This window comes from Klebsiella sp. 2019SCSN059, from assembly GCF_021739525.1.
Taxonomy (GTDB): domain Bacteria; phylum Pseudomonadota; class Gammaproteobacteria; order Enterobacterales; family Enterobacteriaceae; genus Klebsiella; species Klebsiella quasipneumoniae.
In genome coordinates, this window is sequence record NZ_JAKKOM010000032.1 from 1 (window position 1) to 16,729 (window position 16,729).

At 61.4% G+C, this 16,729-nt stretch carries 10 protein-coding genes; 8 read left to right on the forward strand and 2 right to left on the reverse strand.

The genetic code is table 11. The features are described from left to right. Positions 1 to 247 precede the first annotated feature (247 nt). A complete protein-coding gene (locus L2I46_RS23620) occupies positions 248 to 1,522 on the reverse strand; it encodes a dicarboxylate/amino acid:cation symporter (protein ID WP_008804082.1) in 1,275 nt (424 codons plus the stop codon). Between the two features lie 300 nt (positions 1,523 to 1,822). Here L2I46_RS23620 and L2I46_RS23625 point away from each other — a divergent pair, with 300 nt between their 5' ends. The 8 genes from L2I46_RS23625 (at position 1,823) to yegS (ending at position 15,713) form a co-directional block, all read left to right on the forward strand. After that, on the forward strand, positions 1,823 to 3,061 hold the full coding sequence (locus L2I46_RS23625; RefSeq protein ID WP_012541067.1) for an MdtA/MuxA family multidrug efflux RND transporter periplasmic adaptor subunit: 1,239 nt from the start codon (positions 1,823 to 1,825) through the stop codon (positions 3,059 to 3,061). Continuing rightward, positions 3,061 to 6,183 carry an MdtB/MuxB family multidrug efflux RND transporter permease subunit gene (locus L2I46_RS23630; protein ID WP_236948267.1) on the forward strand — a complete coding sequence of 1,041 codons (3,123 nt, stop codon included), beginning with the start codon at positions 3,061 to 3,063 and terminating at the stop codon, positions 6,181 to 6,183. The genes L2I46_RS23625 and L2I46_RS23630 overlap by 1 nt, the downstream gene beginning before the upstream one ends. After that, complete coding sequence (gene mdtC, locus L2I46_RS23635; protein WP_008804079.1) at positions 6,184 to 9,261, forward strand: multidrug efflux RND transporter permease subunit MdtC; 3,078 nt, start codon at positions 6,184 to 6,186, stop codon at positions 9,259 to 9,261. 1 nt (position 9,262) lies between these two features. Further along, positions 9,263 to 10,678: an MFS transporter gene (locus L2I46_RS23640; RefSeq protein WP_101859482.1), complete on the forward strand. Its 1,416-nt coding sequence runs from the start codon at positions 9,263 to 9,265 to the stop codon at positions 10,676 to 10,678. Further along, positions 10,675 to 12,177: a two-component system sensor histidine kinase BaeS gene (baeS, locus tag L2I46_RS23645; RefSeq protein ID WP_012541063.1), complete on the forward strand. Its 1,503-nt coding sequence runs from the start codon at positions 10,675 to 10,677 to the stop codon at positions 12,175 to 12,177. The genes L2I46_RS23640 and baeS overlap by 4 nt, the downstream gene beginning before the upstream one ends. After that, complete coding sequence (gene baeR, locus L2I46_RS23650) at positions 12,174 to 12,896, forward strand: two-component system response regulator BaeR (RefSeq protein WP_004201558.1); 723 nt, start codon at positions 12,174 to 12,176, stop codon at positions 12,894 to 12,896. The genes baeS and baeR overlap by 4 nt, the downstream gene beginning before the upstream one ends. 316 nt (positions 12,897 to 13,212) lie before the next feature. Beyond that, on the forward strand, positions 13,213 to 14,574 hold the full coding sequence (trhP, locus tag L2I46_RS23655) for a prephenate-dependent tRNA uridine(34) hydroxylase TrhP (RefSeq protein WP_023322988.1): 1,362 nt from the start codon (positions 13,213 to 13,215) through the stop codon (positions 14,572 to 14,574). Positions 14,575 to 14,816: 242 nt separating this feature from the next. Next, positions 14,817 to 15,713 carry a lipid kinase YegS gene (gene yegS, locus L2I46_RS23660; RefSeq protein WP_008804075.1) on the forward strand — a complete coding sequence of 299 codons (897 nt, stop codon included), beginning with the start codon at positions 14,817 to 14,819 and terminating at the stop codon, positions 15,711 to 15,713. 239 nt (positions 15,714 to 15,952) lie between these two features. Here the strand turns inward: yegS and L2I46_RS23665 are convergent, their stop codons facing one another. After that, complete coding sequence (locus L2I46_RS23665; protein WP_012967575.1) at positions 15,953 to 16,726, reverse strand: ABC transporter ATP-binding protein; 774 nt, start codon at positions 16,724 to 16,726, stop codon at positions 15,953 to 15,955. Positions 16,727 to 16,729: the final 3 nt, after the last annotated feature.

Below are 16,729 nucleotides of genomic sequence, written 5' to 3' on the forward strand. Positions count from 1 at the left end.
GAACGGTCTGCGTTGTCGGGAAGATGCGTGATCTGATCCTTCAACTCAGCAAAAGTTCGATTTATTCAACAAAGCCCGTTAAACTCTGACGCTTCCTCGGTATAAAGACGTTACCGCGCGTTTTTATATAAGAAAAAAGACTAGTTACGAGGAAAACTGATACTTCGTCACATTACCCCTGACGTGCCTGTCAGGGGTCTTTTTTTTCCGTGCGGAATGGCGCCCTTTGTGAAAGGGCGCGGCAGGATCAGGCTTCCGCTTTCTCGGCTTCCCAGTCCGGCTGTGCTTCCTCGTCGGTCAGCAGACCTTCGTTTTTCGACAGCATGGCGGTGGCGATGCCGTTACCCAACACGTTGATGGCGGAGCGCCCCATGTCGAGGAAATGGTCGATACCCATCAGCAGCAGGATCCCGGCAACCGGAATATTGAAGCTGGGGATCGTGGCCGCCAGCACCACCAGCGCCGAACGCGGAACCCCGGCGATGCCTTTCGAGGCCAGCATCAGGGTCAGCATCATGACCGTAATCTCGCTAAAGCTCAGCGGTACGTTATAGGCCTGGGCGATAAACATCGCGGCGAAGGAGCAGTAGACCATCGAGCCAACGAGGTTAAACGAGTAGCCAATTGGCAGGACGAACGAGACGATATTGCGCGAGCAGCCAAACTTCACCAGGCGCTCAAGAGTTTTCGGATAGGCCGCTTCGGAGCTGCTGGTGGTAAACGCCACCAGCACCGGGTCCTTCAGCATGTTCAGCAGACGGAAGACCTCTTTCTTCAGCACCATATAGCCGACGGCAATCAGCACCGCGCTGGTCAACAGCACCGCCAGGTAGTAACCGCCGATGAATGAAGCGTAGTTGAGCAGGATCCCCAGCCCCTGCGAGGCAATCACCGAGGAAATGGCGGCGAAGATAGCCAGCGGCGCAACGTACATCACATAGCCCGTCACCTTCAGCATAATGTGCGACACCACATTGAGGGCCGCCACCAGCGGGGCATTAAACTTCTCGCCCAGCGACGCGCCGGCGATGCCAAAGAACATCGAGAACACCACGATCTGCAGGATCTCGTTGTTGGCCATCGCCTCGGTGATGCTGGTGGGGATGGTGTGCGACAGGAATCCTTTCAGGCTCATGCCGCTGACCGCCAGGCCGGTATCCACCGCCTCTTTCGGCACCGCCAGGTTTAACCCGGCGCCCGGGTGCTGGAAGGTGACGATCACCAGCCCGACGAGAATGGATAATACCGAGGAGGTGATGAACCACACCATCGCCTTCCCGCCTACCCGGCCAATGGTCGCCGTCTCGCCGAGACGCATAATGCCGACCGTCAGGGTGCTGAATACCAACGGCGCGATGACCATTTTGATCAACCGCAGAAACAGATCGGTCAGCAGCGTAATGTTGTCCGCCCAGGCGGAGATGGTGGTCGGCGTCGCGTAGGCATGGATAGCCGCGCCGGAGAGGATCCCCATCAGCATAAAAATGACGATGAAGAGCGTGAGTTTGTTTGCGTTTGCCACAGCAATGACCCCTGATTATTTAACACGTTGATTTTTAAGTGCATATGTTATTATTATGAAAATGCACTGATTTATTCACCGCATAAATCTAATTAAAGCCCTCCCGGATACAACTATTTTTTACTTTTTTAAACTAAAAGTTGATATCACCCCGGAAATCTCCAACGAGACCGCCCGGCGTCGCGGCGGTTATCCAGACATTTCTCAACCTTCTTTTCATAATTCCTCCATTTTTACGGCCCCTTCCCTCACTAAACTAGTATCATTCAGCGAAACGCTTCAGGATGAGACCGTAAACTAATGAAAGGCAGTAACATACGTCGTTGGGGCGCCGCGCTGGCGGTAGTGATTATCGCCGGAGCCGCCTACTGGTTCTGGCACGATCGTGGCACGAGCGGCAGCAGCGCTCCCGCAGCAGGACAAGGCCCGCAGGGGCCGGGCGGCGCGCGTCATGGCCGTTTCGGCGGCGCGCTGGCGCCGGTGCAGGCGGCGACCGCGACCGAACAAGCGGTGCCGCGCTATCTCACCGGGCTGGGTACCGTGACGGCGGCCAATACCGTGACCGTGCGCAGCCGGGTCGACGGCCAGCTGCTGAGCCTTCACTTCCAGGAGGGACAGCAGGTCAAAGCCGGCGACCTGCTGGCGCAGATCGACCCCAGCCAGTTTAAAGTCGCCCTCGCCCAGGCGCAGGGTCAGCTGGCGAAAGATAACGCCACCCTGGCGAACGCCCGCCGCGATCTCGCCCGTTACCAGCAGCTGGTGAAAACCAACCTCGTCTCCCGCCAGGAGCTCGACACCCAGCAGTCGCTGGTGGTGGAATCCGCTGGCACCGTAAAGGCCGATGAAGCCGCCGTCGCCAGCGCCCAGCTGCAGCTCGACTGGACCCGCATCACCGCGCCGATTGATGGCCGCGTCGGCTTAAAGCAGGTGGATATTGGCAACCAGATCTCCAGCGGAGATACCACCGGGATTGTGGTTCTCACCCAGACGCACCCGATCGATGTGGTCTTCACCCTGCCGGAAAACAGCATCGCCACGGTGGTGCAGGCGCAGAAAGCGGGCAAAGCGCTCAGCGTCGAAGCCTGGGATCGCACCAATAAGCAGAAAATCAGCGTCGGCGAGCTGCTGAGTCTCGACAACCAGATCGATGCCACCACCGGGACCATTAAGCTGAAGGCGCGCTTCAGCAATCTGGATGACGCGCTGTTCCCCAACCAGTTCGTTAACGCCCGCCTGCTGGTGGATACCGAAGAGAACGCGGTGGTGATCCCCGCCGCCGCCCTGCAGATGGGCAACGAAGGGCATTTTGTGTGGGTGCTGAACGACGAGAACAAGGTCAGCAAACACAGCGTGACGCCCGGCATCCAGGACAGCCAGAAAGTGGTCATCAGCGCCGGGCTTTCCGCCGGGGATCGCGTAGTCACCGACGGGATTGACCGTCTGACCGAGGGGGCGAAGGTGGAAGTTGTCACCGCCAGCGGCAGCGAGCAGGCGCAGCCCGCTCCGCGCCAGAGCGGTAAACACGGAGCGCGTTCCTGATGCAGGTGTTACCCCCAGGCCGCACCGGCGGCCCGTCCCGGCTGTTTATTATGCGTCCGGTCGCCACCACTTTGCTGATGGTGGCGATCCTGTTAGCCGGGATCATCGGCTACCGCTTCCTGCCGGTCTCCGCTCTGCCGGAAGTCGATTACCCGACCATTCAGGTGGTTACCCTCTATCCGGGCGCCAGCCCGGATGTGGTGACCTCCGCTATCACCGCCCCGCTGGAGCGCCAGTTCGGCCAGATGTCCGGCCTTAAGCAGATGTCGTCGCAAAGCTCTGGCGGCGCCTCGGTAGTCACGCTGCAGTTCCAGCTGACCCTGCCGCTGGACGTCGCCGAGCAGGAAGTGCAGGCGGCCATTAACGCCGCCACCAACCTGCTGCCGAGCGATCTGCCCAACCCGCCGGTGTACAGCAAGGTGAACCCGGCGGATCCGCCGATCATGACTCTCGCCGTCACCTCCTCCGCGATCCCGATGACCCAGGTAGAGGATATGGTGGAGACCCGGGTGGCGCAGAAGATCTCCCAGGTTTCCGGCGTCGGTCTGGTGACCCTCGCCGGCGGCCAGCGCCCGGCGGTGCGGGTGAAGCTTAACGCCCAGGCCATTGCCGCCCTCGGCCTGACCAGCGAAACCGTGCGTACCGCTATCACCAGCGCCAACGTTAACTCGGCGAAAGGCAGCCTCGACGGCCCGGCTCGCGCGGTGACGCTTTCCGCTAACGATCAGATGCAGTCCGCTGAGGATTATCGCCGGCTGATTATCGCTTATCAGAACGGGGCGCCGATCCGTCTCGGCGATGTCGCCAGCGTCGAACAAGTGGCCGAAAACAGCTGGCTCGGGGCGTGGGCCAACCAGCAGCGGGCCATCGTGATGAACGTTCAGCGTCAGCCGGGGGCCAACATCATCGACACCGCCGACAGCATTCGCCAGATGCTGCCGCAGCTCACCGAGAGCCTGCCGAAATCGGTGAAGGTGCAGGTCCTCTCCGACCGGACCACCAACATTCGCGCCTCGGTGCGCGACACCCAGTTTGAGCTGATGCTGGCCATCGCCCTGGTGGTGATGATCATCTATCTGTTCCTGCGCAACGTCCCGGCGACCATTATTCCCGGCGTCGCGGTGCCGCTGTCGCTGGTGGGCACCTTCGCGGTGATGGTGTTCCTCGACTTCTCGATCAATAACCTGACGCTAATGGCCCTGACCATCGCCACCGGCTTTGTGGTGGATGACGCCATCGTGGTGATCGAGAACATCTCGCGCTATATCGAGAAAGGCGAGAAGCCGCTGGCCGCCGCGCTGAAAGGCGCCGGGGAAATCGGCTTCACCATTATCTCCCTTACCTTCTCGCTGATCGCGGTGCTGATCCCGCTGCTGTTTATGGGCGATATCGTCGGCCGTCTGTTCCGCGAATTCGCCGTCACCCTTGCCGTCGCTATTCTTATCTCGGCGGTGGTCTCCCTGACCCTGACGCCGATGATGTGCGCCCGCATGTTAAGCCACGAATCGCTGCGCAAGCAGAACCGTTTCTCCCGGGCCAGCGAGCGTTTCTTCGACCGAGTGATCGCCGTCTATGGCCGCTGGCTGAGCCGGGTGCTGAACCATCCATGGCTGACGCTCGGCGTCGCGCTGAGCACCCTGGCGCTGTCGATTATCCTGTGGGTCTTTATCCCGAAAGGCTTCTTCCCGATCCAGGATAACGGCATTATTCAGGGCACCCTCCAGGCGCCGCAGTCGGTCTCCTTCGCCAGCATGGCCGAGCGCCAGCGGCAGGTGGCCAGCATTATCCTTAAGGACCCGGCCGTGGAGAGCCTGACCTCGTTCGTCGGCGTCGACGGCACCAACCCGGCGCTGAACAGCGCCCGTCTGCAGATCAACCTCAAGCCGCTGGATGAACGCGATGACCGCGTCCAGACGATGATCAGCCGCCTGCAGCAGGCGGTGGACGGCGTCCCGGGCGTGGCGCTCTACCTGCAGCCGACCCAGGATCTGACCATCGACACCACGGTGAGCCGCACCCAGTACCAGTTCACCCTGCAGGCAAACTCCCTCGAGGCGCTGAGCACCTGGGTGCCGCCGCTGCTCAGCCGCCTGCAGGCCCAGCCGCAGCTGGCCGACGTCAGCAGCGACTGGCAGGACAAAGGCCTGGCCGCCTATATCAAGGTGGATCGCGACAGCGCCAGCCGCCTCGGCATCTCAATGGCCGATGTCGATAACGCGCTATACAACGCCTTCGGCCAGCGGCTGATCTCCACCATTTACACTCAGGCGAATCAGTATCGCGTGGTGCTCGAGCAGGATACCGAGGCGACGCCGGGCCTGGCGGCGCTGGATAATATCCGCCTGACCAGCAGCGACGGCGGCATCGTGCCGCTGACCGCCATCGCCACGGTGGAGCAGCGCTTTACCCCGCTGTCGGTGAACCACCTCGATCAGTTCCCGGTGACTACCATCTCGTTTAACGTCCCGGACAACTATTCGCTGGGCGAAGCGGTGGACGCGATCCTCGCCGCCGAACAGTCGCTGGATTTCCCGACCGATATCCGCACCCAGTTCCAGGGTAGCTCGCTGGCCTTCCAGTCGGCGCTCGGCAGCACCGTCTGGCTGGTGGTCGCCGCGGTGGTGGCGATGTATATCGTGCTGGGGGTGCTGTATGAAAGCTTTATCCATCCGATCACGATCCTCTCCACCCTGCCCACCGCCGGGGTCGGGGCGCTGCTGGCGCTGTGGCTGGCGGGCAGCGAGCTGGACGTGATCGCCATCATCGGCATCATTCTGCTGATCGGCATCGTGAAGAAGAACGCCATCATGATGATCGACTTCGCGCTGGCCGCCGAACGCGAACAGGGCATGCCGCCGCGGGAAGCGATCTACCAGGCCTGCCTGCTGCGTTTTCGGCCGATCCTGATGACGACCCTCGCCGCCCTGCTCGGCGCCCTGCCGCTGATGCTGAGCACCGGCGTCGGCGCGGAGCTGCGGCGTCCGCTGGGGATCGGCATGGTCGGCGGTCTGATGCTCAGCCAGGTGCTGACCCTGTTCACCACCCCGGTGATCTATCTGCTGTTCGACCGCCTGTCGCTGCACCTGAAGCGCCGCTTCCCGCGTCAGGAAGAGGAGGCGTAAGTGAAGTTTTTCGCCCTCTTCATTTACCGCCCGGTGGCGACGATCCTCATCTCGCTGGCCATCACCCTGTGCGGCATTCTTGGCTTCCGGCTGCTGCCGGTAGCCCCGCTGCCGCAGGTGGACTTCCCGGTGATCATGGTTAGCGCCTCGCTGCCGGGAGCCTCCCCGGAAACCATGGCCTCGTCGGTGGCCACCCCGCTGGAACGCTCCCTGGGACGGATAGCCGGGGTCAATGAGATGACCTCCTCCAGTTCGCTGGGCAGTACGCGCATCATTCTTGAGTTTAACTTCGACCGCGATATCAACGGCGCGGCGCGCGACGTTCAGGCGGCGATCAACGCCGCGCAAAGCCTGCTGCCGAGCGGGATGCCCAGCCGGCCGACCTACCGCAAAGCCAACCCGTCGGATGCGCCGATCATGATCCTGACGCTGACCTCGGACACCTACTCCCAGGGTGAGCTGTATGATTTCGCCTCCACCCAGCTGGCGCAGACCATCGCGCAGATCGACGGCGTGGGTGATGTCGACGTCGGCGGCAGCTCCCTGCCGGCGGTGCGCGTCGACCTCAATCCGCAGGCGCTGTTCAACCAGGGCGTGTCGCTGGACGCGGTGCGCACCGCCATCAGCGACGCTAACGTGCGCAAACCGCAGGGGGCGCTGGAGGACAGCGCGCACCGCTGGCAGGTGCAGACCAACGATGAGCTGAAGACCGCCGCCGACTATCAGCCGCTGATCGTCCACTACCAGAATGGCGCCGCAGTGCGACTGGGGGATGTCGCCACCGTCTCGGATTCGGTGCAGGACGTGCGCAACGCCGGGATGACCAACGCCAAACCGGCGATCCTGCTGATGATCCGCAAACTGCCGGAAGCCAATATTATCCAGACAGTGGACAGCATCCGCGCCCGCCTGCCGGAGCTGCAGCAGACCATTCCGGCGGCTATCGACCTGCAGATCGCCCAGGACCGCTCGCCGACCATCCGTGCTTCGCTGGAGGAGGTGGAGCAGACGCTGGTGATATCGGTGGCGCTGGTGATCCTCGTGGTATTCCTGTTCCTGCGCTCGGGGCGCGCCACGCTGATCCCGGCCGTCGCCGTCCCGGTTTCCTTAATCGGTACCTTCGCCGCGATGTATTTGTGCGGCTTCAGCCTCAATAACCTGTCGCTGATGGCTCTGACCATCGCCACCGGCTTCGTGGTGGATGACGCTATCGTGGTGCTGGAGAATATCTCCCGCCATCTGGAAGCGGGGATGAAACCTCTGCAGGCGGCGCTGCAGGGGAGCCGCGAAGTCGGCTTTACCGTGCTGTCGATGAGCCTGTCGCTGGTGGCGGTGTTTCTGCCGCTGCTGCTGATGGGCGGCCTGCCCGGCCGCCTGCTGCGCGAGTTCGCCGTCACCCTGTCGGTGGCGATCGGCATCTCGCTGGCGGTGTCCCTCACCCTGACGCCGATGATGTGCGGCTGGCTGCTGAAAAGCGGTAAGCCCCACCAGCCGACGCGCAACCGCGGCTTTGGCCGCCTGCTGGTGGCCGTGCAGGGCGGCTATGGGAAATCGTTAAAATGGGTGCTCAGGCACAGCCGGCTGACCGGCCTGGTGGTGCTCGGCACCATCGCCCTCAGCGTCTGGCTCTACATTTCGATCCCGAAAACCTTCTTCCCGGAGCAGGACACCGGGGTGCTGATGGGCGGCATTCAGGCCGACCAGAGCATCTCCTTCCAGGCGATGCGCGGCAAGCTGCAGGACTTTATGAAGATCATTCGCGAAGATCCGGCGGTGGATAACGTCACCGGCTTTACCGGCGGCTCGCGGGTCAACAGCGGGATGATGTTTATCACCCTCAAGTCGCGCGACCAGCGCCACGAGACGGCGCAGCAGGTGATCGACCGGCTGCGCAAAAAGCTGGCCAACGAGCCCGGGGCCAACCTGTTCCTGATGGCGGTGCAGGATATTCGCGTCGGCGGCCGGCAGTCGAACGCCAGCTATCAGTACACCCTGCTGTCCGACGACCTGTCGGCGCTTCGCGAGTGGGAGCCGAAGATCCGCAAAGCGCTGGCGGCGCTGCCTGAGCTGGCGGACGTCAACTCGGATCAGCAGGACAATGGCGCCGAAATGGACCTGGTCTATGACCGGGACACGATGTCGCGCCTCGGCATCAGCGTCCAGGACGCCAACAACCTGCTGAACAACGCCTTCGGCCAGCGGCAAATCTCCACCATCTACCAGCCGCTCAACCAGTACAAGGTGGTGATGGAGGTGGATCCGGCCTACACCCAGGACGTCAGCGCCCTCGACAAGATGTTTGTTATCAATAGCGAGGGCAAGCCGATCCCGCTGGCTTATTTCGCCAAATGGCAGCCGGCCAACGCCCCGCTGTCGGTGAACCACCAGGGGCTGTCGGCGGCGTCCACTATCTCCTTTAACCTCCCCACCGGCCGCTCGCTGTCGGAAGCCAGCGACGCCATTAACCGCACGATGACCCAGCTCGGGGTGCCGTCGAGCGTGCGCGGCTCCTTTGCCGGTACCGCTCAGGTGTTCCAGCAGACCATGAACGCGCAGGTGATCCTGATCCTCGCGGCCATCGCCACGGTCTATATCGTGCTGGGGATGCTGTATGAGAGCTATGTGCATCCGTTGACCATCCTCTCGACGCTGCCCTCCGCCGGAGTGGGCGCCCTGCTGGCGCTGGAGATATTCGATGCCCCGTTCAGCCTAATCGCCCTTATCGGGATCATGTTATTAATTGGCATCGTGAAGAAAAACGCCATCATGATGGTTGATTTTGCCCTTGAGGCGCAGCGCACCGGCAATCTGGCGCCGGAAGAGGCGATTTTCCAGGCCTGCCTGCTGCGTTTCCGGCCGATTATGATGACCACCCTGGCGGCGCTGTTCGGCGCCCTGCCGCTGGTGCTCTCCGGGGGCGATGGCTCTGAGCTGCGCCAGCCGCTGGGGATCACCATCGTCGGCGGTCTGGTGATGAGCCAGCTGTTAACGCTCTACACCACGCCGGTGGTCTATCTTTTCTTTGACCGTCTGCGGTTGCGTTTTTCGCGTCACTCCTCTCAACCGGTAAGCGAATAACATGACAGACCTCCCGGCCAGCGTGCGCTGGCAGCTATGGATAGTGGCGTTCGGCTTCTTTATGCAGTCGCTGGACACCACCATCGTTAACACCGCCCTCCCCTCGATGGCCAAAAGCCTCGGGGAGAGCCCGCTGCATATGCATATGATCATCGTCTCCTATGTCCTGACGGTGGCGGTCATGCTCCCGGCCAGCGGCTGGCTGGCCGACCGGGTCGGGGTGCGCAATATCTTCTTCACCGCCATCGTGCTGTTTACCGCCGGGTCGCTGTTTTGCGCCCAGGCCAGCACCCTTGACCAGCTGGTGATGGCGCGGGTGCTGCAGGGGGTCGGCGGCGCGATGATGGTGCCGGTCGGTCGCCTGACGGTAATGAAGATCGTCCCGCGCGATCAGTACATGGCGGCGATGACTTTCGTCACCCTGCCGGGCCAGGTTGGCCCGCTGCTCGGCCCGGCGCTGGGCGGGGTGCTGGTGGAGTACGCTTCCTGGCACTGGATCTTCCTCATCAATATCCCGGTGGGGATCGTCGGCGCCATCGCCACCCTCTGCCTGATGCCCAACTACACTCTGCAGACCCGGCGCTTCGATCTCTCCGGCTTTCTGCTGCTGGCCGCCGGGATGGCGACCCTGACCCTGGCGCTGGACGGCCAGCGAGGGCTCGGTATATCGTCACACTGGCTGGCGGGGCTGGTGGCCGTCGGCCTCGCCGCCCTGCTGCTGTACCTGTGGCACGCCCGCGGTAACGCCCGGGCGCTGTTCAGCCTCAACCTGTTTCGTAACCGCACCTTCTCCCTCGGCCTCGGCGGCAGCTTCGCCGGACGCATCGGCAGCGGCATGCTGCCGTTTATGACTCCGGTGTTTCTGCAGATTGGCCTCGGCTTCTCCCCCTTTCACGCCGGGCTGATGATGATCCCGATGGTGCTCGGCAGCATGGGCATGAAGCGGATCGTGGTCCAGGTGGTCAACCGCTTTGGCTACCGCCGCGTACTGGTCGCCAGCACCCTGGGCCTGGCCGCCGTCAGTCTGCTGTTTATGTTTAGCGCCCTGGCCGGCTGGTATTACGCGCTGCCGCTGGTCCTGTTTCTGCAGGGGATGATCAACTCCAGCCGCTTCTCCTCAATGAATACCCTGACGCTGAAAGATCTCCCGGACGATCTGGCCAGCAGCGGCAACAGCCTGCTGTCGATGGTGATGCAGCTGTCGATGAGTATCGGCGTGACCATCGCCGGGCTGCTGCTGGGGCTGTATGGCCAGCAGCATATGAGCCTCGACGCCGCCAGCACCCATCAGGTCTTTCTCTATACCTATCTTAGCATGGCGGCGATCATCGCCCTCCCGGCGCTCATCTTTTCCCGGGTACCGGATGACGTCGGCACTAATACCGTCATCCGTCGACGCAACAGGAGTGGATCGTGAAATTTTGGCGCCCGGGCATTACCGGTAAGCTGTTCCTCGCTATTTTCGCCACCTGCATCGTGCTGCTGATCAGCATGCACTGGGCGGTGCGTATCAGTTTCGAACGTGGGTTTATCGACTACATCAAGCGCGGTAATGAGCAGCGGTTAACCATGCTCAGCGACGCGCTGAGTGAGCAGTATGCCCAGCACGGCAGCTGGGCGTTTCTGCGCAACAACGACCGCTTTATCTTCCAGCTGCTGCGCACCTTCGAACGGGATAACGACGACCGTTCGCCGCCGGGACACGGCATGAAGCCGGGTCCGATGGAGGGTCAGGGGCCGGATGGGCCGCCGCCGGATGGGCCGCCCGACGGCCCCAGCGACACCCCGCCGCCGAGGCCGGAAATGCCGCCCCACGGCTGGCGCACCATGTTCTGGGTGGTCGATCAGTCGGGCCGCGTGCTGGTGGGGCCCCGTGAGCGCGTACCGGAGGACGGCACCCAGCGCAGCATTGTGGTCAACGGCGTGGAGGTAGGCAAAGTGATCGCCTCGCCGGTAGAGCGGCTGACGCGCAATACCGATATTAACTTCGACCGGCAGCAAAAGCGCACCAGCTGGCTGATTGTCGCCCTTGCCACCCTGCTTGCCGCGCTGGCCACTTTCCCGCTGGCCCGCGGCCTGCTGGCGCCGGTGAAGCGGCTGGTGGAAGGCACCCATAAGCTGGCGGCGGGCGACTTTTCCACCCGCGTGACGGTGACCGGCGGCGACGAGCTCGGCCGCCTGGCGCAGGATTTCAACCAGCTCGCCAGCACCCTGGAGCGCAACCAGCAGATGCGTCGCGATCTGATGGCCGATATCTCCCATGAGCTGCGTACTCCGCTGGCGGTGCTGCGCGGCGAGCTGGAGGCGATTCAGGACGGAGTCCGGCGCTTCACCCCCGAGTCCATCCCCTCCCTGCAGGCCGAGGTGGCTACCCTCACCAAGCTGGTGGACGACCTCCATCAGCTGTCGATGTCCGATGAGGGGGCGCTGGCCTACCAGAAAACGTCGCTGGATATCATCACCCTGCTGGAGGTGGCCGCGGGCGCTTTTCGCGAGCGCTTCGCCAGCCGGCAGCTGAGCATTCAGGTGTCGCTCCCCGAGCAGGCGATGATCTTCGGCGACCGCGACCGCCTGATGCAGCTCTTCAACAATCTGCTGGAGAACAGCCTGCGCTATACCGACAGCGGCGGCAGCCTGCACATCACCGCCCGCCGCAGCGGCCGGATGCTGGTGATTGACTTCGCCGACAGCGCCCCCGGCGTCAGCGATGAGCAGCTGGCCCGCCTGTGCGAACGCTTTTACCGGGCGGAAGGATCGCGCAATCGCGCCAGCGGCGGCTCCGGCCTCGGACTGGCGATTTGCCTCAATATTGTCGCGGCCCACGGCGGCACCCTGCGTGCCGACCATTCGCCTTTTGGCGGGGTTAGCATTAAAGTTGAGTTACCTCTGGAACATGATTTACCGAGAGACGTATGACTGAATTGCCTGTAGATGAAAACACCCCACGCATTCTTATCGTGGAAGATGAACCGAAGCTCGGCCAGCTGCTGATTGATTATCTGCAAGCCGCCGGCTATGCGCCTACGCTGATTAACCACGGTGACAAGGTCCTGCCCTACGTTCGGCAGACGCCGCCGCACCTGATCCTGCTGGATCTGATGCTGCCCGGCACCGACGGTCTGACGTTGTGCCGGGAAATTCGCCGCTTCTCCGACGTTCCGGTGGTGATGGTGACGGCGAAAATCGAAGAGATCGACCGACTGCTGGGGCTGGAAATTGGCGCCGACGACTATATCTGCAAGCCCTACAGCCCGCGGGAAGTGGTCGCCCGGGTGAAAACCATTCTTCGCCGCTGCAAGCCGCAGCGCGATCTGCAGGCGCTGGACGCCCAGAGCCCGCTGATTGTCGACGAAGGTCGTTTTCAGGCCTCCTGGCGCGACAAGCTGCTGGACCTCACTCCCGCCGAGTTCCGGCTGCTGAAAACCCTCTCCCAGGAGCCGGGCAAGGTCTTCTCCCGCGAACAGTTGCTCAACCATCTGTATGACGATTATCGGGTAGTCACCGACCGCACCATCGACAGCCACATCAAAAACCTGCGGCGCAAGCTGGAGGCGCTGGACGCCGAGCAGTCGTTTATTCGCGCGGTGTATGGCGTTGGCTATCGCTGGGAAGCAGACGCCTGCCGACTGGCGTAGTTAGCCTTTTCCCGGCTCGCGCTGCGCTTAGCCGGGCTACAAGTTCACCGCCATCTGCACACCGTAGCCCGGGTAAGGCGTTTATGCCGCAACCCGGGGAACTCCAGAGCCTATCCCCCCAGGCGTTATGAGTGCTGTCAGTGTGAGCACTGCCCAGGTTCAAAATGGCAAACAAATTAGCCATACTGAAAGATATCCATCCGATATTTACTCCCCTTCGCCGCGGCGCTACAATGCCCGCCCTTAATGTGGGGACACTCCCCAACTCGCCGCGCCAGGTGCGGCGAATCTGACCTGTCATCAGAACGAGAACACCATGTTTAAACCAGAACTCCTCTCCCCGGCGGGAACGCTGAAGAATATGCGCTACGCTTTCGCCTATGGCGCTGACGCCGTTTATGCCGGCCAGCCGCGCTACTCGCTGCGCGTGCGTAACAACGAATTCAATCACGAAAATCTGCAGCTCGGCATCAATGAAGCCCACGCGCTGGGTAAAAAATTCTATGTGGTGGTCAACATCGCCCCGCATAACGCCAAGCTGAAAACGTTTATTCGCGATCTGAAGCCGGTGGTGGAGATGGGGCCGGACGCGCTGATCATGTCCGATCCGGGTTTAATCATGCTGGTGCGGGAACACTTCCCGGCGATGCCGATCCATCTTTCAGTGCAGGCCAACGCTGTCAACTGGGCGACGGTCAAATTCTGGCAGCAGATGGGGCTCACCCGCGTGATCCTGTCGCGTGAACTGTCGCTGGATGAAATCGAAGAGATTCGCCGCCAGGTGCCGGAGATGGAGATCGAGATTTTCGTCCACGGCGCGCTGTGCATGGCCTACTCCGGCCGCTGCCTGCTCTCCGGGTATATCAACAAGCGCGACCCGAACCAGGGGACCTGCACCAACGCCTGCCGCTGGGAATACAACGTGGCGGAAGGCAAAGAGGACGACGTCGGCAACATCGTCCACAAATATGAGCCGATCCCGGTGCAGACCGTGGAGCCCACTCTCGGCATCGGCGCGCCGACCGATAAAGTCTTTATGATTGAGGAAGCCAAACGTCCAGGCGAGTACATGACCGCCTTTGAGGACGAGCACGGCACCTACATCATGAACTCGAAAGATCTGCGGGCTATCGCCCACGTTGAGCGTCTGACCCAGATGGGCGTTCACTCGCTGAAGATCGAAGGCCGCACCAAATCCTTCTACTACTGCGCGCGCACCGCTCAGGTTTACCGCAAGGCCATCGACGATGCCGCCGCCGGCAAACCGTTCGATACCAGCCTGCTGGAGACCCTGGAGGGGCTGGCCCACCGCGGGTACACCGAAGGCTTCCTGCGCCGCCATACCCATGACGATTACCAGAACTATGAGTACGGCTACTCCCTCTCCGAGCGCCAGCAGTTTGTCGGCGAATTCACCGGGGAGCGTAACGGCCCGCTGGCGGCCGTGGCGGTCAAAAATAAGTTCAGCGTCGGCGACAGCCTCGAGCTGATGACCCCGCAGGGTAACGTCAACTTCACCCTCGAGCATATGGAAAATGGCAAAGGCGAAGCCATGCCGGTGGCCCCGGGCGATGGTTATACCGTATGGTTGCCTGTGCCGGACGACTTGCCCCTGCAGTATGCGCTGCTGATGCGCAACTTCACTGGTCAGACAACCAGAAATCCGCACGGTAACTAGTTAATTTGCGTTATTTTTTCATGATGTAAGGATATTAGAATCGGATCACATACCGTTTCGATCGAAACAGGTATCATCCATTTCGCTGAAAAACATAACCCATAAATGCTAGTTGTACCAGGAACCACCTCCTTAGCCTGCGTAATCTCCCTTACGCGGGCTTATTTTTTTGCCTCTCCTCCGGTCTTCGCTTGCGTCATGCGGTACACTTTATGCAACATTAAGCAATAAAGGTTCCCTTGATGATGTCTACGTTTCCTGCCAGCTTACTGATCCTTAACGGCAAAGGTGCCAATGAACCGCAGTTACGCGAGGCGGTTAACCTGTTACGCGACGAAGGGATCGATATTCACGTCCGCGTCACCTGGGAAAAGGGCGATGCCGTGCGGTTTATCGATGAAGCCCTGCAGCTGAACGTTGAAACGGTGATCGCCGGCGGCGGCGACGGCACCATTAATGAAGTGGCGACCGCGCTGGTGGAGCGCGGTAGCAAGATGGCGCTGGGGATTTTACCGCTGGGCACGGCCAACGACTTTGCCACCAGCGTCGGCATTCCGCAGGATCTGGCCAGCGCCCTCAAGCTGGCGATCGTCGGCCGCGATGTGCCGATAGATATCGCCCGGGTGAATGATAAAACCGGCTTTATTAATATGGCGACCGGCGGGTTCGGCACCCGAATCACCACCGAAACGCCGGAAAAACTCAAAGCCGCGCTCGGCGGTGTCTCTTATTTAATCCATGGTCTGATGCGTATGGATACCCTGAAGCCGGACCGCTGCGAGATCCGCGGAGAGAACTTTCACTGGCAGGGCGATGCGCTGGTCATCGGCATCGGCAACGGCCGCCAGGCCGGCGGCGGCCAGCAGTTGTGCCCGGAGGCGTTGATTAACGATGGTTTGCTGCATCTGCGCATTTTCACCGGCGAAGAGCTGATCCCTGCCCTGTTCAGCACCCTGGCGAATCCGGAAAACTCGCCGAATATTGTTGACGGTGTCTCCTCATGGTTTGAGATCACCGCCCCCCATGAGATGACCTTTAACCTCGACGGCGAGCCGCTCAGCGGCAAAACCTTCCGCATGGAGCTGTTACCGGCGGCCCTGCGCTGCCGGCTGCCGCCCGACTGCCCGCTGCTACGTTGATCAGGCTTCGCAAAGCAAAGACGGCGCCCGGCTGGTATACAGCAGCCGGGTTCGTTGATTGAGCCTCTGAATGTTAAGGTAAAACGGCACCTGCGGCTGCAGGAAAAACCTGGGCAGGATATCGATCCAAACACCGCACTTACATTAATAGACGATATCTACAACCTCAAACTCCTATAATATCAAATAATTACCCATTAAAATGGGCGCATCTGCCGTGAGACAATGCGCCATCAAGCTTAGTACTCCGCCACCTCGCGCGCCATTTCGCGCGTATATTGCCGACTGGCGTTAACCAGCATCTGCGTATAGGCCGTCCGCGCCTCGCCGCTGACCAACGCATCGACCGTCAGGGTTTCGAGGATCTTCCCGTACTGCATCACCGCCACTTTCTGGCATAAGTGGGCAATAACCCCAAGATCGTGGGTGACCATCAGGTAAGTGAGCTTCGCCTCCCGCTGCAATTCCGCCAGCAGGTTAAGGATCTCAGCCTGCACCGACACATCCAGCGCCGACGTCGGCTCATCCAGCAGCAGCACCTGAGGCTCAAGAATCAGCGCTCTGGCTATCGCCACGCGCTGCCGCTGCCCGCCGGAGAGCTGATGCGGATAGCGCTCACGAAAAGCGCGGTTGAGGCCAACTTTATCCAGCAGCGCATTGATCCGCCGGTCGCGGTCATTGAAACGATGGATCTGCAGCGGCTCTTCGAGGATATCGCCAATGGTGTGACGGGGATGCAGCGATCCGTAGGGGTCCTGAAATACCATCTGCACCTGACGGCAGCGCTCGCGGCTAATTTCATGCCCTAAGGGCTGAGCATCGATGGTCAGTTCCCCCTGCCAGTGGGTAAACAGCCCCGCCAGGCACTTGAGCACCGTCGTTTTACCGGAACCGGACTCTCCTACCAGACCGTAGATCTCGCCGGGCTTAACGTGGAAACTGACGTCATACAGCACCTGGTTACGCTTCTCCCCCTCGCCAAACGCGAGGTTGAGATGTTGAACTTCAATCATTAT

Coding starts and splice junctions, on each gene's coding strand:
- yegS (WP_008804075.1), top strand. CDS start 14,817: ATGATGTCTACGTTTCCTGCCAGCTTACTGATCCTTAACGGCAAAGGT.
- L2I46_RS23625 (WP_012541067.1), top strand. CDS start 1,823: ATGAAAGGCAGTAACATACGTCGTTGGGGCGCCGCGCTGGCGGTAGTG.
- L2I46_RS23630 (WP_236948267.1), top strand. CDS start 3,061: ATGCAGGTGTTACCCCCAGGCCGCACCGGCGGCCCGTCCCGGCTGTTT.
- L2I46_RS23665 (WP_012967575.1), bottom strand. CDS start 16,726: ATGATTGAAGTTCAACATCTCAACCTCGCGTTTGGCGAGGGGGAGAAG.
- baeR (WP_004201558.1), top strand. CDS start 12,174: ATGACTGAATTGCCTGTAGATGAAAACACCCCACGCATTCTTATCGTG.
- L2I46_RS23640 (WP_101859482.1), top strand. CDS start 9,263: ATGACAGACCTCCCGGCCAGCGTGCGCTGGCAGCTATGGATAGTGGCG.
- trhP (WP_023322988.1), top strand. CDS start 13,213: ATGTTTAAACCAGAACTCCTCTCCCCGGCGGGAACGCTGAAGAATATG.